Origin of the sequence: Photobacterium sp. GB-50 (genome assembly GCF_003026755.1) — a bacterium.
Classification (GTDB): Bacteria; Pseudomonadota; Gammaproteobacteria; order Enterobacterales; family Vibrionaceae; genus Photobacterium.
Genome location: NZ_PYNX01000002.1, coordinates 379,127 through 400,023 on the forward strand (window position 1 = coordinate 379,127; position 20,897 = coordinate 400,023).

The window sequence follows — 20,897 nt, forward strand, 5'->3', positions numbered from 1 at the left end:
AGTCGTTACAAGCAACAAATCGCGATGGAATATGGAGTAAAATTGGAAAACTATGGTCTTAATAAAAAGGCAATCACTCGCAGAGATAATTTTAAGAGATAAAGTGATGAACAAGATATTGATCGGCACACTGTTATTAAGTTCAAGCTCAGTATTGGCACAGAGTTGCCCTGTAGATGTGCCACATCCAATTCACATTGATAAGGGGAATATTTCTGTTTATGAGCAAGGTAAGCCTAAGTTACTGATTGATAAAAATAATGAAGTTTATATTAATGGTGAAAAAATTGATTTAACGGCAATGCAGCAAAAAGCAGTCGAGGCCTATAGCCACAATGTTCAGACTTACCTACCGCAGATGGCACAACTAGCACAAGAAGGCGTTGGGATGGCAACGGATGTATTGGGTGAAGTAGCCAATAGTTTTGATTCACAAGATGCTTTTAAAAACGTTGAAACGTTAATTGCTCAGTTTGGTCAGCAGGCTAATGAGAAATTTTATAATCAGCAGGGTGAGTTTGTTATGCCTGCTGATGTGTTTTCTAATATGGATACTAATTGGAAAACCGAGTTTGAATCGGCAATGAAACAAGTCAGTGTTCAATCAATAGCGAGTTTATTTGCGGCGCTTTCTGATGAAATGAAAAACGGTGATGTAGATTTTACGCAGCTTCAATCAAAATTTTCCGAATTAAAAGCACGCTTAGGCGAACAAATGGCCCAACGTAGTCAGCAAATGAAAGTAAAAGCAGATAGTTTATGTGGCTCTATTGAAGGTCTGGCTGAGCAAGAAAAACAACTTCAACAGGTGATACCGCAATTGAAAGGCATTCCAATGTTTGAGATTTAATTCTTTTTATTATTTACTTAAATAGCGCAGTTCTGCGCTATTTTTGTTTGTATGTTTTTTGTCCTAAAGATGAACTATGTGTTAAGCTAAAAAGAGAAAATAAGTAATAATATCGTGTATTTAAAGGAAGATTTTTACATCATTAAATAACGCACTTTGACCAATAGGGGATAAATATGTTGAAGATTGCTGTGATAATTGGTCTGTTACTGTTTGCTTATTGGGTTATGCGCTATATGTCGCCTACGAACCAAAGAAAGGTTGTTGTTGGTCTTTTTTCCATATTAGGTAGCGCTGCAATTATCTTTATGGGGTTCGAGCTGTTCCGCTAGAGCAGCATGACGCTTATTTATTTAAATATGAAAACACTAAGCGTCATGATAGATCCAATAATTACAAAATATCAGTTAGAGCAATACCCACACCAATACGTTGCTGCTTGTGGTTATAATCAATCAGATTTTCGCCGTAGCCTGTTGAGTATTTAGTATAGCCGCGCAGTTTACCCCAGAGCGGGAAAGTTAAACCAACTTCACCATAGCCTTTATGAGAGGCAAAGTTTTCACGTCCAACAAAGCTGAATTCATAGTCATCCCACTTGTAAACCACACCGACTTGGTAATGCCCCATGTAATGTTCGATATCAGGGTTGTCATCACCAGATGGAGAGGTGGGTTCTTTTTTCTTATCTTCAGGAATACGCCACCATGGTCTAAATGAGAAGGCAAAATTTCCCTTTTCAAAGATGAAGTCGGTATATACACGGTTCCAACTACGAGATAACCCTTGAGTTCGACCATTTGATTGATGTTCGATACCTATTGTTGCCCATGTATTACCACCAAGAGGTTTCCATGGTGTAGGCGCTAAGTAAAACATTTCAGGGCGATAGTTGGTTTCTCTAAATGGGCGTGAAATGTCACTAGCATATACCTGCCAGTAAGAATTTAATGTGAAAGCAAGAAATACGCCATCGCCATCAATGAGTAAATCATCGTAGTTTAATGGTGTTTTAAAACTTATCTGGAATTCAGCTTCAGCATTCTTTAAGTGATTATCCCATTCTGTACCGTTATAAGCATCACGATTAATACTGTCAGTGAGGGTAACAGGAAGGAAGTAGTTCATACGGTGAGGTGTAATAACAAACGGATCAAACGTAGTCTCACGTTCACGTTGTAAACGCTGTGAGATCATAGGCTCGTTACTGATTTTTTTAGCCTCAGCTATTAATTTTTCACAACGACTACGGATTTGGCTAAGTTTTAAATCACCGCTTTGATTTTTTACAGCATACAATAAGCATGCCTCATAGTCGTCATTAGGTGCCGCTGTCACAACACAAGGGGCTGTAAACATCGCTAATAAACAGAAATTATATACTGGTTTCACAAGTAATTGACGTCCCTAATTATAAGTGCAGGCAAGTTACATAACAGTTAAGCAAGCTGATTTTAACAGTTTGTTTTGTATCAATTACTATCTATTATACATACCAAATGTCAATATTTGGTTAAATAAAACGCCACATAGAAGTGGCGTTTTTTGTAACGGGCTATGTTAATGAATATTAAGCGCCAGCTCGACTGCGTGTCGGTTTATTTGGTCGACCTGCCTTTCCGTTGCGATTTTTATTACCTGCAGGTTTGCCATTACGGACACCTGCATTGTTGCCGTTATTTGGGCGCTTATTGCCGTTTGTCTCACTTCGGTTACCTGTCCCTTCAGGTTTACCATTAGCCGTAGGTCTTCCATTGGCTGAAGGTTTACCTTTTACTGTTGGCTTTCCGTTACGGGGTGTTGGGCTGCGCTTTCCATCTTTACGGATATCTGGTTGATTTGGATGCTTAGTCGCAAATCGCTTAGAACCATGGCGACCTGAGCCACGACGCTCTGCTGGGGTTAGCTCAGCTTCAGTTCCTGGTGGTGGAACTAAACAGCTTGAACGATTACCGATTAAGTGCTTTTTGCCCATCGAAATGAGTGCATCACGTATCAATGCCCAGTTAGCTGGATCATGATAACGTAATAGTGCTTTGTGTAAGCGACGTTGACGTTCACCTTTAGCAACAGATAAATCTTCGCGGCCTTTATATTTTACTTTTTTCAGTGGGTTTGTTTCAGAGTGATACATCGCCGTTGCATTACACATTGGTGACGGATAGAAGTTCTGAACCTGATCACACTGGTAATCATTTTGCTTTAACCATAATGCAAGGTTAAGCATGTCTTCATCTGTGGAGCCCGGGTGTGCTGAAATAAAGTAAGGGATCAGGTATTGCTTCTTACCTGCTTCCTGACTGTATTGTTCAAACATTTCTTTAAAGCGATCAAAGGTACCCATGCCTGGCTTCATCATCAGATCAAGGGTGCCTTTTTCGGTATGCTCTGGGGCAATTTTTAAGTAGCCACCAACATGGTGAGTCACAAGTTCTCGAACATACTCTGGTGATTCAACCGCTAAGTCATAACGCACGCCTGACGCAATCATAATCTTCTTAATGCCTTTTAGATTACGTGCTTCACGATACAGATCGATAGTATGTTTATGGTCAGTATTCAGCTTTTCACAGATCTTAGGGAAGATACATGATGGACGACGACAGTTGGCTTCTGCACGTTCATCAGAGCAGCCTAAACGATACATGTTTGCTGTTGGGCCACCAAGATCCGAAATAGTACCCGTAAAGCCCGGCACTTTTTCTTGAATATCTTTAATTTCATTCAAAATCGATTCTTTTGAACGGTTTTGGATGATTCGACCTTCATGCTCAGTGATTGAACAGAAAGAACACCCGCCAAAACAACCACGCATGATATTCACTGAGGTTTTGATCATGTCATAAGCTGGGATCTTTGCTTTGCCGTAGCTTGGGTGCGGAACACGTGCAAACGGTAAGCCGAAAACAAAATCCATCTCTTCAGTTGAGAGCGGGATCGGTGCACGGTTTACCCAAAGCTCTCGATCAGCATGTTTTTGAATTAGAGCACGGCCAGAGTAGGGGTTGGTTTCTAAATGCATCACACGGCTAGCGTGGGCATAGAGAATACGGTCATTAGCTAATTTTTCATATGACGGTAAACGAACAACTGTTGTTTTTGCATCGTGACGTGACGGCTGTACACGTACTACTTTGGCTTCGTTTTTTTGTTCTTGTTTATTAGTGTCACAGTTTTCTTCGGTTGCGTATGGGTTTGGCATTACCATTGCGCGGCCGGGCTTTTCAATACGTGAAGAGTCAATTTCTTTATACTCTTCAGGAACTTCTTTCACCATTACCGCAGTACCCGCGATACGCGTTAATGATTTAATATCTTCGCCATTGCCTAAACGGTGCGCAACTTCAACCAGTGCACGTTCAGCGTTACCAAACAATAAAATGTCGGCTTTTGCATCCATTAATACTGAACGACGGACTTTGTCAGACCAGTAATCATAGTGTGCAAGACGTCGAAGGCTCGCTTCAATACCACCTAATACAATAGGAACGTCTTTAAATGCTTCACGGCAGCGCTGAGAATATACGAGTACTGCGCGATCGGGACGTTTGCCCCCTTCATTGTTCGGGGTGTAAGCATCATCATGACGAAGCTTACGATCGGCGGTATAGCGGTTGATCATCGAATCCATGTTACCGGCGGTAATACCAAAAAAGAGATTTGGTTTACCCAGTTTCATGAACTCATCTTTATTGTCCCACTTCGGCTGGGAAATAATACCAACGCGGAAACCTTGGGCTTCTAATAGGCGACCAATGACCGCCATACCAAAGCTAGGATGGTCAACATAGGCATCACCAGTAACAATAATAATGTCACAGCTATCCCAACCTAACGCATCCATTTCTTTACGAGATGTCGGTAAAAATGGTGCTGTGCCATAGCATTCAGCCCAATACTTAGGATAGCTATCAATAGGTGTTACTTTCGTGTGCATGTTTTGACCTCTATATTTTGAGGCGGGAATTATAACGGTTAGCGGTATCACTGACTAGCCCCTATAAAACCAGAGAATTTTTATGGATAAATCATTACTGAAACATCATTTTTATAATAGCTAACTATGCTAAAAATATTTCATATAGAGCGTTAAATTAGATGTATTAAATGAACTATGAATCATAAAACATAAAAATGTTTACAATGGACGAAAAAAGAGAAGTGAGAAAATGGATGAAGACTAATGAGCAGGAGAATAAATCGCTGCCGATATTAACAAGCTTTGAAGATAAGCATGCCTATTGTGAGCAAGTTAAAATGGCTAACTTTACGCAAAGTATGCGGTTAGAAGGCTATGACATTCGTGTGCCTTCACCGATAAAAAATATGCGAGAGCGTAATGCATTGCGCCTGCAACTGATTAGGTATTATCAACAAGAGAACACTGAAAAGGTGTGAATGTGGACGATAAGTACGGTACAGATCAAGATCCTTATACTTACGAAAATTCTTATGTATTGATTAATAAGCTCAATATTAGAGATGAAGCTTTATTTGATGAGGCAGAAACTCAATTTAATATATTGGCGGCGATGGGAATTGAATTTGACTCACCACCTTATGATTTCGCGTATTTTTGTCAGCTACACAAATGGCTTTTTGATGATTTGTTTGAGTGGGCGGGTCAGTGCCGTACGATTGATATATCAAAAGACGATACACGTTTTTGTCACGTGAGTCGTTTACCGCAAGAAACCACTCGTTTATTCAACCAACTTGAAGCTGAACGTTATCTGGTCGGGTTACCCTTTGAAGAGTTGATTGAGCGATTGGCACAATATTATTGCGATATCAATGTATTACATCCTTTTCGAGAGGGAAATGGGCGGACACAGCGAATACTGTTTGAACACATAGTAATTAATTGTGGCTATAACATTAATTTTAGTGGCGTAACCGCAGAGCAGTGGCTTAATGCGAATATTCAAGGGGTCGTGTGCAATTATAAGCCGATGCAGGATATATTTAGGCGCTGTGTGGTAACGCCTTAATGTATTTGTAACTGTCGGAGTAAAACAGCAAGCTATAAACGCTGAGAGTATAGCGTTATATCGCTTGCCATTTCTAAGTTCGATAATTAAAAGTTTTGTTTTTCAGCGATAGACTGTTGTTCAATTGCCGTAAGTGGTTGCAAACTTCTAACATCTGATGCTGCCGGGCTTTGGTAAACCGCTAGACCGAACTTAGGGATCATTGCAAAGATATGGTCAAAAATATCTGATTGCACATCTTCATAAAAAGCCCATCGCGTATCATTCACAAAAACATAAATTTGGATTGGTAATCCATTGGGGGTCGGCTCTAATTCACGTACAAGAAAAGTCATATCTTGACGTATTTGAGGATGTTGTTTGAGATATACATCAAGATAACCACGAAATATCGCAACATTGGTTAAGCCAGTATTTGGTGGTAGGTTTTGTTTTTTCTTTGTCAGAATTGCAGGTACAAAATTTATTGTTGCTAACTGTGCTTCATCATTGCTGTCGATAAACTTGATGGTATCAATATCGATTAACACAGAGCGCTTAATGCGACGACCACCTGATTCTTGCATTTGGCGCCAGTTAATAAAGGAATCTTGAACCAGCGCATAAGCGGGAACATTGGTTACGGTGTTATCCCAGTTTTTCACTTTTACCGTGGTTAATGAGACCTCTTCAATACTGCCATTAGCACCATATTTATCCATTTGGATCCAGTCACCTACTTTTACCATTTGGTTTGCTGATAACTGGATACCAGCAACAAAGCCTAAGATAGTATCGCGGAAGACTAATAACACTAAACCTGTCGCAACACCTAAACCACTTAAGAAATAAACGGGAGAGCGATTGGCGAGTACTGAAATAGCAATGATAAAACCAATTAAAAAGATGATTAACTTAAATAATTGAACAAAACTTTTTATTGGTAGATCACGGCTCATTAATTTGATATCGGCAATATCATTACTGGCATCTAAAAAAGCATAACTACTTCGAATAAGAGCCAAAATAAGCCATAAACTTAGAAGACGGTCTATTAATCCACTAAGAATAATATGTTTATCAAGTACTAGTGGGATGAGTAAGTTAAGCACAACGGCAGGAATGATCAGTGACAGTTTTTCAAACACCGCATGTTTGACGATTACTGAACCCCATGAGGCCTTTGATCGCCTGAGCATGGTATTGACAATTTTCAGTAATCCCCAGCGAACGATCACATAAGTAAAAAAAGCGACTCCAACACATAACACTAAGAAAAATACTGTTGATATATTGTCATGCGGTTCAATATTGACACCAATTTCGGATAAAATGTGCGCGATATCAACTCTAACTTCTTTGCTCACAGACTCACTCCATTTGATTACATTTAATAATAAACTATTAGCGCATCATACCTGAAAAAAATAGCTAATGACTGTTAGTATATAACTGAATATTCAATGATGTGTGTTGGAGATTGACGTGGCGAAAAAGTTTTATGTTGTATGGCAAGGACGAGAGCCGGGAATATATACCGATTGGGCGAGTTGTAAACAGCAAGTGGACAAGTTCACTGGTGCTAAATACAAGTCATTTCCTAGCCAAGAAGAAGCGCAAGTTGCTTTTGGTGGTAAAGTTCCCACATATAGAGCATCCGCTGCCACAAAAAATACCGCAAAAGCCGTTAAAACGAGTAAAGGCTCTTTGACCGCAGAGCAAGTACTTGCAGTAAAAGCAGAGATTAAAATCTTTACTGATGGCGGTTGTGATCCTAATCCCGGTAAAGCAGGTTCAGGTTTAGCTCTGTATCGAGAAAACCAATTAAATGAATTGTGGTTTGGTTTATATAACCCGCAAGGCACCAATAATACCGCTGAGCTAAATGCGTTATATCAAGCCTTACTCCAAGCTGAAAAGTATATTGCAGGTGGCATAAGTGTCGCGATATTTTGTGATTCACGTTATTCGATTCAGTGTATTACTCAATGGGCGGTATCGTGGAAAAATAATGGTTGGAAAAAAGCAGGGGGGGAGATCAAAAATCTAGATTTGATCCAACCAATGTTTGAGCGCTATCAGACAATTAAAGATATGATCCAAATTTACCATGTGAATGGACACGTCGGCATCGAAGGCAATGAATTAGCTGATAGGATGTCTATTCTCGCAGTAGATGAGCGCGAGGTTGCGTTTTCACTATATCAGCAACCCTTAGATATTAAAGTGATTTTAGCCCTAAGAGCGGGCTAAAATCGGTGATAAATTATTCTTGATAACTGAGTAAAGCGAGCATACGTTCAATGTTCGCTTTTTTATTTCCGTGATTTCCCATCATTTCTTGATTGCCTAACGCAAAGAGCCAATCTTCAATCGCATCGCCATCAATATCGTCACGAAAATTGATCAAATTCGCCCATTGTTCAAGATCGTCATCATCAATCTCTTGCGTTAAGTATTTATTCAGTACTTGAATGAGCAAAGATTTAGTAACAATAAATGGTGTGTCTTGAGCCGATGACTCTGCATTAAGGTAGACAGAAAAGGCATTGTCACGTTCAGGGCCAAAACTCATAATTTGATAAATAGCTTGTTGTTTATCCACTGTAGTTAACTTTAATCGATGGTTGAGTGGTTATTCTGCCGTTTTAGAAGCAATAAAAAAAGCCTGTAGAGCGCTCTACAGGCTTGAGTATTTATCATATTAATTTCGATTAAGCGTACATAGGTACAAGCACGACAGTACCTAAAATGACGGTAATTAAGCCACACACCACAGGTACAACAGTACGTTTAACCACATCGAATGGGCTGATTTTCGCCATACCAGAGGTTGCAACAATAACACCTGATACCGGTGAGATAGTACGACCTAAGTTTGATGCTTGAAGCATAGGGATGATAAGGAATGCAGGGTTTAAACCTAACTTACCCGCAAGTTGAGGTGCAAGTTCAACAAAGGCATAGAAAGGCGCATTACCTGAGCCTGTTGCAATAGCAGCGGCAACCGTTAGTGCTGTTAGTAATAGCATTAGCGCGACGCCACCGGCACCCGCTTTATCAGCCAATGCGAGTAGGTTATCAATGGCACCAACAGACATTAAGCCTTGCGCAAACACACCAGCTGCGACCAATAGCATCACTACGCCTTTGAATGCATCACCCATACCTGCGTAGCAAGATTCTAGATTTTCAAGTGTAACTTTGCCGTTTAAGCGATTAGTCAGAAAATCGACAATTGCACCAATGGTAATAGATAACACAACAATGGTGTAAATATCGATTTTTAGGCCAGGGATAGTTTCACCATTAAATAGGAATACCCCAATGATTGGCATGAAAGGTAAAATTGAGTAATACCCAGGCGCTGTCACTTCCATTTCAGAAATATCAACACGCTCCATTGGTGTGTTGTTTTTCTTATCAAGATATTTGTTCCAGAAGAAAGCAGCGACCGCCATTACAATAATGGCACTGATAGAAACTGGTAATACGGTTTCAACGGCAAACACGTGTAATGGTAAACCTGCTTTTTCCGCAGCAACCACCACATCACCTGACGTTGGCGATAGGATGATCGCAGCAGGGGAGGCACAGACTGCCGCTGCCGCTGGGCGAGAAATACCCATAGCAGTCATCATTGGGAATAGTGTCGCCATTAATAGCACACCAAGACCAGTTGCAGAGCTCACGGCAAGAGACATTAAACAAGCAACAATATAAGCAGCAACTAATAGTACATAAGGCGATTTAATTAATGACAAAGGTTTTGAAAATTGTTTTACCACGACATTATTAGCACCAATGTGGGTCATGTATGATGCGAAACCGCATAACAACATGATTTGTAGACCTAAGCCGCCACCACGGTACTGCAGCATGTATTTTACATACTCAAGAGAATCGGTGAATAAATTACCTGTTGATGCAACTTTTGCAGGTAAAACAGAATGACCTAATAAGCCTGCAATAATTAATAACGAAACTCCCGCGGTGAGTAATACTCCTGCAGCTTTATATCCTTTAACAATGTAATAGCCAACGGCGATGGTGATCACCAAGCCTATTAATAGCTCCGTCATGAAGACTCCTCATTTCATTTTAAATCTAATTGTAAAAAGTTATTACTATGTGGTGGTATTTGCTGCTAGTAATGTAACTAAAATAAAATTATTAACGAGATTTAATCAGATAAGTTATGATCTAAAACAGTATTTACTGTTGATTGTTAATTTTATGATAAATAATATAGTGATTAATTGAATGTTGTTACTATCTAACTGTTAAATAACAATATTCATATTGTTTTCTATTAAGAGATAATAAGATTTAATATCAACTCGATTAATAAGATAAAGCGACTTAACTATTGCAGTGTTGAATGATATTTATAGAATGCAATTATTGTTGGCAGCAGTGCTGCTTTACATAATCAATAAATGCTTGATCAGCTAATGATAAATATCCTGTTTTACGCCATGCCATCACGATATCAAGTAAGATCGGTTGTTCAAAAGGAATTGGGACAAGCTTTGGTTCATACTCTGTCACCATCTCTAGTAATGTAGTGATGGCGAAATCTTGTCTCACGATTTTAAAAATCATCGCCAGTAAGTTAGTTTCAAATGAAATGTTAGGTGTGAAATGGTATTTCTCACAGATGCTATCGATTGTTTCTCGATGAAAATAGCCATGTTTAAACATGACTAGCTCTTGGTTGAAAAAATCAGAAAAAGAAAGGGATTTATATTTTGAGAATTCATGATTCTCTGAAACTACAGCAACCATTTGTGATTTCAATAGCGGCTCTGGATGCAATGAATCAGGCAGTTCATGATTAATGATCACACCAAAATCTAACTCACCATCAATGATCATCTTTCTGATTGATTGAGTGCCAGCCTCTACAATACTCAGTTTTAAATGTGGATATTGACTCTTAAAGCCCATAATGATTTCTGGAAAGAAATATGAGCCTAACATGCTTGGAATACCGACACGCACTTCTCCTTTTTCTAATCCTCGTAATTCAGCCATTGCGGTTTGTGCATCATTAATTTTCTGAATAATCGCTTTGGCGTGAAGAAGTAATACTTTTCCTTCATCGGTTAATTCTACTTTGCGTTCATTACGTGAAAATAAGCACAAGCCCAGTTGTTGCTCTAGTTTTTTGATTGTCATGCTGAGCGCGGGTTGAGCAATGTGTAACTTTTCAGCTGCTCGCGTAAAATTATTTGTTTCTGCTAGTGCGACAAAATAGGTAAGTTGTCGAGAATCCATAGCTATAAACCAAAGTTATTATGATTATATATATTATATATTTTCATTATTGCATGGCAATTGATACCGTAACTACTCTTTGATAGATAATTCTTCCCACGTTAATGCTTATCTCAATGATATGGGTAATGTATTGAGCATTATTTTCTGGTGAATATATGATTGAACTCCATTCGTCTCATTATAAAAAAGCTTGTTTTGCATTGGCATTAGGTTCTTTTATTGTGTTTTGTAACCTTTATTTATTTCAGCCTATGCTGCCACTTATGGCACAAGAATTTGGTGTGAGTGCGACAGCTATTAATTGGATACTAGCGGCAACGACATTAATGTTAGCCGTGTGCTTGATCCCTTGGGCGATTGCTTCTGAAATTGTCGGACGGCGTGTGATTATGTTAGTGAGTTTGTCATTATTACCCGTCGTTGGAAGCATCATGGCTTTTAGCAATAGTTTAATCACTCTTACCATTTTAAGAGCTGTAATGGGGATTTCTGTTGCTGGCTTTATTGCTGTTGCTGTTGCTTATATGGCTGAAGAATTTACACCTAAAGCACTTATGGTTGCGGTGGGAAGCTATATTAGTGCGAATTCACTAGGGGGGATCGTTGGGCGATTATATGGCGGTATTGTCAGTGAGCACTATAGCTGGCATCTCGCCGTATTAGGATTGGCTGGTTTTAGTTTGGTTGGTGCAATCATTGTGATCAAGTTATTACCTAAACAGCAACACTTTAAGCCTAATCGCCAAGGCTTTCGCGTTCATGGCAAGCATTTGGTACAGCATATAAAGCAACCTATATTATGGATCGCTATGTTGATTGGCGGTATTAACTTTGCGCTATTTGTTAACCTTTATTCGGTATCTGGTTTTAGATTGGTCGCGGCACCGTTTAATTTACCATTGAGCTGGGCTGCTTTAATCTTCCTTTGCTATTTAAGTGGCACATTTACATCAAGATTCAGCGGTAAATGGGCTAATAGATTTAGTCCTGTGAGTGGCATATTATTAGGTGGAGTGATTAGTTTTCTAGGAATGTGGTTAGGTCTAATTGAATCACGTCCAATGATCATCATTAGCTTATTACTGATTAGTTCTGGCGCTTTCTTTACTCATTCACTTGCTTATGCATGGGTCAGTAAACACGCACAAGTTGCTAAAGCTACAGCAACAGCGATGTATTTAGTGCATTACTATGTGGGCGGTAGTGTAGGGGGCTTCTTATTAATTTACTGTTGGCAGCATGGCCGATGGGAAAGTGTCGTTGCTGGTGGAACGGTACTTTATAGTGCAATGTTTATTTTATGTGGATTATTAGCCCGAGAAGCCGGAAAAAGTAAAGCGCAAATAATAGAACAACTTGGATAATGATCTAGTGGATATTGATAGTACGTTATAGACAGGATCTATAACGTACTTTAACTATTTTATTTCAATCAATAATGTGAAATCACTGTGCTCACCACGACGAGCAAAAGCACGATATTGACCAACTCGAATGGTGTATTTACCGCTGTATGGCAGAATATAAGCGCCTTGTTTATTGAGTGCTTCAGAGTATTCACTGAGATCAACGCCTGATTCTAAGTGCTTATTAGATAGGTTAATCCACAACTTCGTACTTTTTGTCAGAAGTTTTGCCGTTAGTGCCTGCCCTTTTTTTGCATAAAAAACATAATCGTTAAAATCGTAACCTTTTATTTTTGCAGGATATTCAGCGCTAGTTGCACCTTTTTGAAAATGTACGTCCTGTGTTTTATTTGCAGCCAAAGCAAGAGATGAAAATAAGCTGATACATAAAATACAAATAGTGAGTGATAAGCGGGAAAAGAATTTCATAGCCTTGTCCAGTAAAGTAAAGAGAGATAGACCTTATTTTATTAGTATATCAGGCTATTAGAATGATGATAAATCCATTCATAGTCAGTGATACTGATATTTAAAGTTTTATATATATTTTAGACGTGATTTAAGGTATCTTATATAAAACTTGGTGTATATGGATGGTGCATTAAAAATGGAAAATAAAATAAAAGATCTAACCGTAAAGCAGCGCTTGCTACTGGCTAAGCAAGGACGATTTATTCACATTTTATCGACAGATCCTGATCGCCGAGTTAGAGCCGCAGCAACAGAATATAATCTTGATATATTGATTGATGATGATGCTGCTTTTGATGCGCTTATGGAGTTAGATTAAAAACGATCATTTTATTTTCTCAATGACTGAATCTAATAATGTTGAACCATGATATATTTTAAAACTGAGAAAATTAACAAAAGGATATTGTTTATTTAAAATCGCTTTATCTGAGTGCATATTTTTTATCATTTCTTTCGCTAAACCATGCAACTGTTCTGAATTAAAAGAAGCTGGGTTATATTGGTAACTATAGGTTAAGGTTTGATCAGAACAATTAATGACATAAAAGGCATTAATTTCTGAGTTATTGGTTTCTAAGGTATTTCTTCCTGGTGGTATGTCAGCACAAGAATAAATAGCGGAAAATACGGGTGAACTGCTAAGTAGCAATAACAGTGGGAGAAGTTGTGATTTTCTCATATAAACCTCCTGCAGTTTGAATAATTATGATGATTAGAAGTTAAAGACTAAATAGCTAAACTTCTTTTTAATTTTATCGCTTTCACTATGAAAGATGGCTTAATTATTAAAAATTCTTATAGTTAAGAAGTTTTTAATAAAATATGCAAAATGCGTCTCAAATAGAATAAATGACATTATTGGTTTATTTTAAAATGTAGCCTCAATTTAGAAAATCTAGCCATATATTCACATCACAGAATAACTCGGTATAATCGCTGTACTTTTTATCTACTCAATGACGTTTATTATGGCAGGCTACTTAACCTTTCTTGTGCCCGCGCTACTTGGTGCGCAACTTATCCTTACCATTGTTTTGATGAAGGGCGAAATTTGCCCAGGTCAACGTGGTCGTGTTCATAAAATGTTACCAGTATTGCTTGTTGGTTGGTTACTCGCCGCTATAGCACAGCCTTTAGCCGTGTTACCTTTACTGTCATTAGCGTTCTTTACGATGAAAGTGAAAACAGGGAAAACACGTGATGCTGGGCCTATTAAAGTTTTATATGGCAGTGATGTATTAGCCTTTATTTGTTGGCTTGTGTTATTACCCACCTTAAATATGCCTGAAATTGCGATTAGCCTAGTTGCTATCGCATTATATGGTAGTGCATTAGCCCATGTTTTACTGACTTTTGCGCGTACGCGTTTACAGGCATTTCATCGTATATTGCCGTTTGCTGGTTTCATCAGTGCAATATTAACGATTTTATTTATGATCTGGCAGATCATGGCTCTCGGTCAGGTAACTACAAGCCACCATATAATAGAAATTATTACGGCGTTAGCATTAATGGTGATTGGCTTGGTGATTTGGTCAGGTCACATCTTATTAAATAAAAAAGCGAACAATTGGCAATTAGTGATTGCGCTTGTAGTGTTGATGTTTTCTGCGGGCTTACAGTTAGTTTTGTTTTAAAACTATCGATATTAAAAACAATGAAATAGAGCCGCTTTTATAGCGGCTTTTTTGTATTGGTTATCTACGTCTATGCTTAATGAGTAACATGAACACTTTTTAATTAAGCCATTATGTAGGGAGCTGGAAGGTGTATGGAAATTAATAATCTACTGAGTATGGATGGCAATATTGTCATTGGGATAGTGAATGAACGCTTACGTTTAGAGTGCAGTAGCATGTCTGAATTATTAAGTCGTTATGAACTAGATGAAGGCGAATTGACAGATAAGTTGGCACAGCTAGGCTATCAGTATGATCCAATAACCAATCAATTCCGATAATACATTAATCTATAAATTAGCCTCATAAGTGAGGCTTTTATTTTGTCTAAATTATGCCGACTTAATACCTTCTAAATGGAGCTGGCATTGTTGCCTTGCCGTTGCGAAAAAAGCTTGTAGATAGTGACGTTGTTGTTCTGATGCTCTAATCGCAGCAAATAAACGTCGCCATAAGCCTTGCTCTAACGGCTTACTTACGACTAACCCCTGTTGCGCAAAATCATGAATAGCCCAATTAGGTAGTACGGCAACGCCTAATCCAGCCGACACCATTTGCACAAGCATCAAAGTATTATCCGCCTGTTTCCAAGCTTTCGGCTCTATGCCAGCAGGTTGTAGGAAATGTTTCACGACATCTAAACGATTTTTTTGTACGGGATAACTCAGCATGGTGTGAGCGGCAATATCTTGCGGTGTGATAAAAGGCTTTTCTGCTAAAGGGGAATTAACACTAACGATTAATCGCATTTCAAAATCAAATAAAGGTTCATAATGGATCTCGCTACGTGGCTGAATATCAGACGTGATCACTAAATCTAGCTCACCGCAAGCAAGAGCAGGTAATGGTTCGAAGCCAAAGCCTGATGAGAAGTCTAGTGTTACAGCTGGCCACTGTCCCTGATATTCCTTCAATGCAGGCATTAGCCATTGAAAACAGGAATGGCATTCAATCGCCATATGTAAGCGACCATTCGCATCTTGTTTTATGTTAGCAAGTTCATGTTCTGCATGAGTGATTTGCGGAATAATTGTATCTGCAAGGTTTAATAAAATATCACCTTCTGCAGTAAATTTTACAGGTCGAGTTTTTCGTAAAAATAGCTGACCACCAAGACGTTGTTCCAGATCTTTTAATTGATGAGAAAGAGCCGATTGGGTCAAACACAATGTATTAGCTGTCGCTGTTAATGAGCCAGTATCTCGTAATACTGATAATGTTCTAAGATGTTTTAATTCAATCATGCTTGTCTACGTCCTTGTGAAAGCGTGTTCTTTTATCAACTTATCGTTTTTTGCTATAACCCAAACATCTAGATGGCTACACGTCCATATTAGCGTGGATGAGTTTATATCGCCATACTATCAACATGAGAAATATTCATAATCAAAGTGAATATTTGGATGTCAACGTGTAGACAACAGAAAGCAAATCAAAAATTTTGCAACTCTGATTGTGGTTTGAAAACACATAACTAGCTTGAAAAGGAAGCAGCACTTGAAAATATGGTCAGTACAGAAATTACTACGTCAATAGTTTATTAAAACAGTAGGATAAATAAGTAAAAGAGAGAAATAAAAAAGGCAGCTTCAAGGCTGCCTGTCTGTTTTTCTAAAGTAAATGCTTATTTAGTATCAGCAACTTTTTTCGTGAACGTTAATGTGTGTTTTGCATTTGTTAGTGTCAGCGTGTCGCCAGAAATAGCAACTTTGTTCCAGTCTGATAATGATTTTGAAAATGTTTGCTCAACTTTCATTGCATCGTCAGGACAAAGCATCATTGTCATCCCCATTTTTTCAATGCGTAGTTGTCCATCTTTAAGCTCTGCTTGACCAAAGTAACGGTTGCACCCTGCGTTACCGTTAGCGGCAAGATCCGAAGATAGTTCTAGACTAGGGGCTTGGAAAGGTGCTTGTAATGCAAGAGCTTTGTGATCGATTTGAACTAATTCCCAATTGCCATTGCTGATTTCGTTTGCAGTGACTTTATGTGGCGCTGAGTTCATAGCACTGTTACCTGCACAAGCGGTTAGCATCAAAGGAAGTACCAAAACTGATAAAAGACGCTTTTTCATAATAATCATTCCTGAATAAATTCTATTTTTAAGTCGGCGTTATTGTACACTGTTTCATTATATAAATAACTATAGCTTACATTACTCTACCAGAGTATTACTTTACATTTATTTACGTAACCAAATGTAATTCGTTATGCTAAGTATAAGATTATTTGAAGATTTAATTATTCCAAATCTCTCATATTGTAACGTGTTATCGCTGATGAATCATGTTTTAAGAGAGAAGGCATGGATATAACGTGATGGTTATAAAATGACGAATATAGCTAGCGCTAAAAAGGGCAGGTATTACAGAGATGAGGTAATACCTTGCCCATACTTATTTGGTCTATTTAAGCTTTTTTAGATTCAATGGCTTTTTCAACCATATGAAGATGCACATCTTGCTGTGGGAATGGGATTGAAATACCTTCACGATCAAAGCGCATCTTCACTTCACGTGTGATATCCCAGTATACATCCCAGTAATCGTCTGTTTTCACCCAAGGGCGCACGATAAAATCAACAGATGAAGAGTTTAGAGTGTGTAATTTAATTGTTGGCTCCGGGCTACGTAGTACTGCCGGATGCTCAGAAACAATGTCATTTAACACACGTTCTGTTTTTTCAATGTCATCGCTGTAACCAATACCAAAGATCATGTCTACACGACGTACTTTTTCGTGCGTTACGTTCTTTATGATATCACCCCAAATTTTACTATTTGGGATCATTAGCATCTCGTTACTGAATGTTTTGATTGTGGTGTTTACAAGACTCATATGGCTTACTTTACCCGTAATACCACCAGCTTCAACCAGATCACCGACATCAAATGGACGGTAAATCAGTAGCATCATACCTGCAGCGAAGTTTGATAGCGTATCTTGTAATGCGAAACCAACAATAATACCGGCAACGCCGAAACCCGTTAGAATAGGGGCTAGGTTTAGGCCAATTTGAGATAAAGCAATAAGCAAACCAATAGCAAAAACGGCTTTCCCTGACATAGAGATAAAGAACTCTTGCATCAAGATAGACATGTTTAAGTTCTTTGTAGAAACTGCACGCTTTACCATTTTTCTTACAATGTTTTTCAATGTTTTGAATGCAAAGATGATCAAAACAAAAATAAACACTTTAAATAGCATTTGTGGCAGGTTGCTTAGTAACCAATCTTTTAGATCTGTTGTCCAACCCGATGCGATAGACCAAATAACTTTGCTATTTAGCAAATCATCAGTAACGTTACCGGTTTGTTCGAATAGTTGTTTTTTGTACTCAGCAGTATCAATACCTACCGTATCTGCAATCTCAATCAGATTTTCTAAGTTAGTCGTATCATTATCAACTTGACGTTGAGCTAGGATCTGGGAAAGTTGAAGTGTACTTTTTTCACTTTCACTGGCTGATTTTAATTGCTTATTAGCAACATCTAATGCTTGGCTATCAAAAGTTAGAGATGTTGAAGTAAATGCTAGGCGGTGCTCAATTTTGTCGGTTAATTCTTTTACAGCTTGTGGGGCTGGTTTTCCTAGCTTTTCTAGCCATTGATAATTTTGCCATTCTTCTTTTAGAATTGAAGTTGAAAACTGACGTGTTTCAGCTATTGTTTTTAAAGCAACAAGTTTGTCAGCATCTTTAGCTTTATCGAGAACTTCCTGATCTCGTGTTAATTTTTCATCAAGAAATTTATTGGCTTCTCTAACAAATACAACTTGTTTATCTACTTGTGTTAACAGCAACTTTTTATCGACATCGTTGCTTTTAATCATACTCGCGAGAATATCACGAAGTTCGTTATTTTTATTTAGTATTTGTAAGCGGACTACATCGAGAGAAGATCCCGTTAATGTAGTTGTCTCCTTAGATAAGGTTACTATTTCACTATTGAGTTGAAGTAGTTGCTCTACTTTAGGATTAACGGTTTGCTTGGACGTATCGGTCTTACTCTCGGCAAAGCTAAGAGAAGACACAAGTAATAATATTAATACCAGAAAGCGCATAATGCGGTTAACTCCTACTGGTGTAAACATAATCAAAGAAAAGCCATATATACAATTCAATTAATGCATATTTTTGCTGGCTAGAGAAAATAGGCGCAGATTATATATTAGTTTTAAAGCGGAAAGTTAGAAATTTGCAAGTAATCAACAAGAAGAATGGATGGTACAAATAATCGTTTAAGTTGATATGAAAAATAGAAAACCACGACAATTTAGTGACTTGTCGTGGTTTATTGTAACTTTATTATGAACGTTCATTTAAGTTTTGGCGCGCTATCTCACTGTCTTTGTCTGCATAGAAATGGACTTGAAATTGAGTATCAGGTGTCATTAATTCAACTTTATGCCAGTATTGAGGCGGGCTGATGAGTGAGTCATTTGCCTGAATAACAACCTCTTGTTCGATTTCTCCTCGTCTTTCTGTAAAGCCATAAAATTTCAGAGTCCCAGATATAACACTAATTTTTCCGTATACACCTTCACGGGTGTTGTGCTCATGAACTAACATTTTCGGCACAGTGTCACGATTAAATACTGAGGTTGATTTGTAGTTAATAAAGCTATTAGGAATAGATGCCATAAGTTCTCTCCAATATTATTTTTGATTAGGCTTGGTGAGCTGGTAAATCCTTGTTTTGATAACAATCAGCAAAGTTATGATTACGATCGCGATGTTTAGCTTCATCTTCTCTGATTCTTAATACAACATCTCGCAGTTTTGCATCATCATGTAACTCATAGTAGTTAATTGCAATTTGTGGCGCTGCGACATTTTCAAGTTCACCACTATCAATTTTTTCTAAAAATTCGGTATAGCTTTTACAAGCTTCCTCTTCAAAGTAACCCACGACACGGTGCGCAATCTTTGATGAAGTGAGGTAAATAATACTGTATACACAGATGAAAACGGCTTGCCCTAATAAGACAAGTCCACGTTCAACCCAGCTTGGTTTAGCGATATCTAAAAAGATCATTAAGTGCATACGTTCATTATCTGCTTCACTTAATAACTCTTTGATCCACCCCTCATCATCTTTCATTCGGCGAAGGGCTTTTAAATGGTTAAACATACCGGCAACCATGCCTGGTACGGCAGCAATGGTTTCTAAAATCACAGCACGTTTAGCGTATTTTTTGCCATAGAAAATATTAAGAGAATACTTGAGAAGCTGTGTGATTTTATACGCTAGGCGCTCAGAAAATTTAGTGGTTTCTCTGTGTGTTAAAGCAAAATCTGACATTGGACTACTCGCTCTTTCTTAAACATGTATTAATAATACATGTTTAAATTATTAAAACAAGTATTTCAAATGCAACATATATAAAAAAGCCTCTTCACAAGGAAGAGGCAAAAAGTACCATCGCTATTATTATTCTAAAAAATGCGAAGAGGAAGAACGTTAATTAACTTCTATTAATTAACCAAAATCACCATTTACATAACCACGAGTGCGTTCATCTTGAGGGTTATTAAATAGGTTTTGCGTTTCATCATGTTCTACTAATTCACCCATAAGGAAAAATGCAGTACGGTCAGAGATACGACGTGCTTGCTGCATTGAGTGAGTAACGATAACAATGGTGAAATCTTTCTTCAGTGACTCCATTAAATCTTCAATTTTTTTGGTCGCAATAGGATCAAGTGCGGATGTTGGTTCATCCATCAAAATAACTTCAGGTTTCATTGCGATTGTACGTGCAATACATAAACGTTGCTGCTGACCACCTGATAGGCCAAATGCGTGTGATTTCAAACGATCTTTTACTTCGTCCCATAATGCGGCACCACGAAGAGATTGTTCTACAATCTCATCAAGGGTCTTTTTATCTTTAACCCCTTGTGCACGTAGACCATAAGCAACGTTTTCGTAAATACTCATTGGGAATGGATTTGGTTTTTGGAATACCATGCCGACTTTAATACGTAGCTGAGCGACATCAATATTGCCATAAACATCTTCACTATCCATGGTCAATGATCCTTTGATGTTTACGCCTTCAATAAGATCATTCATGCGGTTAAGGCAACGAAGTAGGGTAGATTTACCACAACCTGATGGACCAATAAGAGCGGTTACCTGACGATTAGGAATCGGTAAGTTAATTTGTTTTAGCGCTTGGTTCTGACCGTAGTAAAGATCTAGGTTTTCAATATTAAATTTATTCATTTTAT

Annotated in this window: 22 protein-coding genes; 8 read left to right on the forward strand and 14 right to left on the reverse strand. The window is 38.2% G+C overall.

Annotation, left to right across the window (positions count from 1 at the left end):
- Positions 1-106 precede the first annotated feature (106 nt).
- Positions 107-850, forward strand: a complete 744-nt coding sequence (locus tag C9J41_RS04345; RefSeq protein WP_233217620.1) for a YggN family protein — start codon at positions 107-109, stop codon at positions 848-850.
- 393 nt (positions 851-1,243) lie between these two features.
- Here C9J41_RS04345 and C9J41_RS04350 read toward each other — a convergent pair whose 3' ends face one another.
- Positions 1,244-2,209: a phospholipase A gene (locus tag C9J41_RS04350; protein WP_107287210.1), complete on the reverse strand. Its 966-nt coding sequence runs from the start codon at positions 2,207-2,209 to the stop codon at positions 1,244-1,246.
- 211 nt (positions 2,210-2,420) lie between these two features.
- Positions 2,421-4,787: a YgiQ family radical SAM protein gene (locus C9J41_RS04355; protein ID WP_107287112.1), complete on the reverse strand. Its 2,367-nt coding sequence runs from the start codon at positions 4,785-4,787 to the stop codon at positions 2,421-2,423.
- Between the two features lie 236 nt (positions 4,788-5,023).
- Here C9J41_RS04355 and C9J41_RS04360 point away from each other — a divergent pair, with 236 nt between their 5' ends.
- Both C9J41_RS04360 and C9J41_RS04365 read left to right on the forward strand, forming a co-directional pair.
- Positions 5,024-5,248, forward strand: a complete 225-nt coding sequence (locus tag C9J41_RS04360) for a YhfG family protein (RefSeq protein WP_233220297.1) — start codon at positions 5,024-5,026, stop codon at positions 5,246-5,248.
- 2 nt (positions 5,249-5,250) lie between these two features.
- Positions 5,251-5,841, forward strand: a complete 591-nt coding sequence (locus tag C9J41_RS04365; RefSeq protein ID WP_107294261.1) for a putative adenosine monophosphate-protein transferase Fic — start codon at positions 5,251-5,253, stop codon at positions 5,839-5,841.
- 86 nt (positions 5,842-5,927) lie between these two features.
- On the opposite strand, the gene C9J41_RS04370 is transcribed toward C9J41_RS04365, so the two are convergent.
- Positions 5,928-7,187, reverse strand: coding sequence for a mechanosensitive ion channel family protein (locus C9J41_RS04370; protein WP_107206284.1), 1,260 nt, complete (start codon positions 7,185-7,187; stop codon positions 5,928-5,930).
- Between the two features lie 118 nt (positions 7,188-7,305).
- On the opposite strand from C9J41_RS04370, the gene C9J41_RS04375 reads away from it, so the two are divergent.
- Positions 7,306-8,073 (forward strand): ribonuclease H family protein, encoded by a 768-nt coding sequence (locus C9J41_RS04375; RefSeq protein ID WP_107245992.1) that lies wholly within the window; start codon positions 7,306-7,308, stop codon positions 8,071-8,073.
- Between the two features lie 13 nt (positions 8,074-8,086).
- Here C9J41_RS04375 and C9J41_RS04380 read toward each other — a convergent pair whose 3' ends face one another.
- The 3 genes from C9J41_RS04380 to C9J41_RS04395 form a co-directional block, all read right to left on the reverse strand.
- Positions 8,087-8,425 carry a hypothetical protein gene (locus C9J41_RS04380; protein ID WP_107245994.1) on the reverse strand — a complete coding sequence of 113 codons (339 nt, stop codon included), beginning with the start codon at positions 8,423-8,425 and terminating at the stop codon, positions 8,087-8,089.
- A gap of 109 nt (positions 8,426-8,534) precedes the next feature.
- A complete protein-coding gene (gene dcuC, locus C9J41_RS04385; RefSeq protein WP_107206287.1) occupies positions 8,535-9,902 on the reverse strand; it encodes an anaerobic C4-dicarboxylate transporter DcuC in 1,368 nt (455 codons plus the stop codon).
- A 319-nt stretch (positions 9,903-10,221) separates the two neighbouring features.
- Positions 10,222-11,100 (reverse strand): LysR family transcriptional regulator, encoded by an 879-nt coding sequence (locus C9J41_RS04395; RefSeq protein ID WP_107206288.1) that lies wholly within the window; start codon positions 11,098-11,100, stop codon positions 10,222-10,224.
- Between the two features lie 158 nt (positions 11,101-11,258).
- Here C9J41_RS04395 and C9J41_RS04400 point away from each other — a divergent pair, with 158 nt between their 5' ends.
- On the forward strand, positions 11,259-12,467 hold the full coding sequence (locus C9J41_RS04400; RefSeq protein ID WP_107206289.1) for an MFS transporter: 1,209 nt from the start codon (positions 11,259-11,261) through the stop codon (positions 12,465-12,467).
- Positions 12,468-12,521: 54 nt separating this feature from the next.
- On the opposite strand, the gene C9J41_RS04405 is transcribed toward C9J41_RS04400, so the two are convergent.
- A complete protein-coding gene (locus C9J41_RS04405) occupies positions 12,522-12,938 on the reverse strand; it encodes a hypothetical protein (protein WP_107206290.1) in 417 nt (138 codons plus the stop codon).
- A 178-nt stretch (positions 12,939-13,116) separates the two neighbouring features.
- Between C9J41_RS04405 and C9J41_RS04410 the strand changes: the two genes are divergently transcribed.
- Positions 13,117-13,299, forward strand: coding sequence for a hypothetical protein (locus C9J41_RS04410; RefSeq protein ID WP_107206473.1), 183 nt, complete (start codon positions 13,117-13,119; stop codon positions 13,297-13,299).
- 6 nt (positions 13,300-13,305) lie between these two features.
- Here C9J41_RS04410 and C9J41_RS04415 read toward each other — a convergent pair whose 3' ends face one another.
- On the reverse strand, positions 13,306-13,662 hold the full coding sequence (locus C9J41_RS04415; protein ID WP_107294263.1) for a hypothetical protein: 357 nt from the start codon (positions 13,660-13,662) through the stop codon (positions 13,306-13,308).
- A gap of 289 nt (positions 13,663-13,951) precedes the next feature.
- On the opposite strand from C9J41_RS04415, the gene C9J41_RS04420 reads away from it, so the two are divergent.
- Together C9J41_RS04420 and C9J41_RS04425 are read left to right on the forward strand one after the other, a co-directional pair.
- Entirely contained in the window at positions 13,952-14,620 is a 669-nt protein-coding gene (locus tag C9J41_RS04420; protein ID WP_107246001.1) for a hypothetical protein, read from the forward strand.
- 134 nt (positions 14,621-14,754) lie between these two features.
- Positions 14,755-14,943, forward strand: a complete 189-nt coding sequence (locus tag C9J41_RS04425; RefSeq protein WP_005368511.1) for a DUF4250 domain-containing protein — start codon at positions 14,755-14,757, stop codon at positions 14,941-14,943.
- A gap of 51 nt (positions 14,944-14,994) precedes the next feature.
- On the opposite strand, the gene metR is transcribed toward C9J41_RS04425, so the two are convergent.
- From metR to pstB, 6 genes are all read right to left on the reverse strand, one after another.
- Positions 14,995-15,906, reverse strand: coding sequence for an HTH-type transcriptional regulator MetR (metR, locus tag C9J41_RS04430; protein WP_107246003.1), 912 nt, complete (start codon positions 15,904-15,906; stop codon positions 14,995-14,997).
- Between the two features lie 380 nt (positions 15,907-16,286).
- Positions 16,287-16,736 (reverse strand): META domain-containing protein, encoded by a 450-nt coding sequence (locus C9J41_RS04435; RefSeq protein ID WP_107206294.1) that lies wholly within the window; start codon positions 16,734-16,736, stop codon positions 16,287-16,289.
- A gap of 335 nt (positions 16,737-17,071) precedes the next feature.
- Complete coding sequence (locus C9J41_RS04440) at positions 17,072-18,724, reverse strand: mechanosensitive ion channel family protein (RefSeq protein ID WP_107287109.1); 1,653 nt, start codon at positions 18,722-18,724, stop codon at positions 17,072-17,074.
- Positions 18,725-18,968: 244 nt separating this feature from the next.
- Complete coding sequence (locus C9J41_RS04445) at positions 18,969-19,304, reverse strand: DUF1971 domain-containing protein (RefSeq protein ID WP_045084364.1); 336 nt, start codon at positions 19,302-19,304, stop codon at positions 18,969-18,971.
- Between the two features lie 25 nt (positions 19,305-19,329).
- Positions 19,330-19,965, reverse strand: coding sequence for an alternative oxidase (locus C9J41_RS04450; protein WP_105059943.1), 636 nt, complete (start codon positions 19,963-19,965; stop codon positions 19,330-19,332).
- Positions 19,966-20,142: 177 nt separating this feature from the next.
- A complete protein-coding gene (pstB, locus tag C9J41_RS04455; protein ID WP_107206297.1) occupies positions 20,143-20,892 on the reverse strand; it encodes a phosphate ABC transporter ATP-binding protein PstB in 750 nt (249 codons plus the stop codon).
- Positions 20,893-20,897 lie beyond the last annotated feature (5 nt).

Excerpts from the sequence above, each read along its gene's own strand:
- C9J41_RS04445 (WP_045084364.1), bottom strand. The coding sequence starts at position 19,304 with ATGGCATCTATTCCTAATAGCTTTATTAACTACAAATCAACCTCAGTA.
- C9J41_RS04350 (WP_107287210.1), bottom strand. The coding sequence starts at position 2,209 with ATGTTTACAGCCCCTTGTGTTGTGACAGCGGCACCTAATGACGACTAT.
- C9J41_RS04345 (WP_233217620.1), top strand. The coding sequence starts at position 107 with ATGAACAAGATATTGATCGGCACACTGTTATTAAGTTCAAGCTCAGTA.
- dcuC (WP_107206287.1), bottom strand. The coding sequence starts at position 9,902 with ATGACGGAGCTATTAATAGGCTTGGTGATCACCATCGCCGTTGGCTAT.
- C9J41_RS04355 (WP_107287112.1), bottom strand. The coding sequence starts at position 4,787 with ATGCACACGAAAGTAACACCTATTGATAGCTATCCTAAGTATTGGGCT.
- C9J41_RS04405 (WP_107206290.1), bottom strand. The coding sequence starts at position 12,938 with ATGAAATTCTTTTCCCGCTTATCACTCACTATTTGTATTTTATGTATC.
- C9J41_RS04420 (WP_107246001.1), top strand. The coding sequence starts at position 13,952 with ATGGCAGGCTACTTAACCTTTCTTGTGCCCGCGCTACTTGGTGCGCAA.
- metR (WP_107246003.1), bottom strand. The coding sequence starts at position 15,906 with ATGATTGAATTAAAACATCTTAGAACATTATCAGTATTACGAGATACT.
- C9J41_RS04410 (WP_107206473.1), top strand. The coding sequence starts at position 13,117 with ATGGAAAATAAAATAAAAGATCTAACCGTAAAGCAGCGCTTGCTACTG.
- C9J41_RS04360 (WP_233220297.1), top strand. The coding sequence starts at position 5,024 with ATGAAGACTAATGAGCAGGAGAATAAATCGCTGCCGATATTAACAAGC.
- C9J41_RS04450 (WP_105059943.1), bottom strand. The coding sequence starts at position 19,965 with ATGTCAGATTTTGCTTTAACACACAGAGAAACCACTAAATTTTCTGAG.
- C9J41_RS04395 (WP_107206288.1), bottom strand. The coding sequence starts at position 11,100 with ATGGATTCTCGACAACTTACCTATTTTGTCGCACTAGCAGAAACAAAT.
- C9J41_RS04435 (WP_107206294.1), bottom strand. The coding sequence starts at position 16,736 with ATGAAAAAGCGTCTTTTATCAGTTTTGGTACTTCCTTTGATGCTAACC.
- C9J41_RS04425 (WP_005368511.1), top strand. The coding sequence starts at position 14,755 with ATGGAAATTAATAATCTACTGAGTATGGATGGCAATATTGTCATTGGG.
- C9J41_RS04415 (WP_107294263.1), bottom strand. The coding sequence starts at position 13,662 with ATGAGAAAATCACAACTTCTCCCACTGTTATTGCTACTTAGCAGTTCA.
- C9J41_RS04400 (WP_107206289.1), top strand. The coding sequence starts at position 11,259 with ATGATTGAACTCCATTCGTCTCATTATAAAAAAGCTTGTTTTGCATTG.
- pstB (WP_107206297.1), bottom strand. The coding sequence starts at position 20,892 with ATGAATAAATTTAATATTGAAAACCTAGATCTTTACTACGGTCAGAAC.
- C9J41_RS04440 (WP_107287109.1), bottom strand. The coding sequence starts at position 18,724 with ATGCGCTTTCTGGTATTAATATTATTACTTGTGTCTTCTCTTAGCTTT.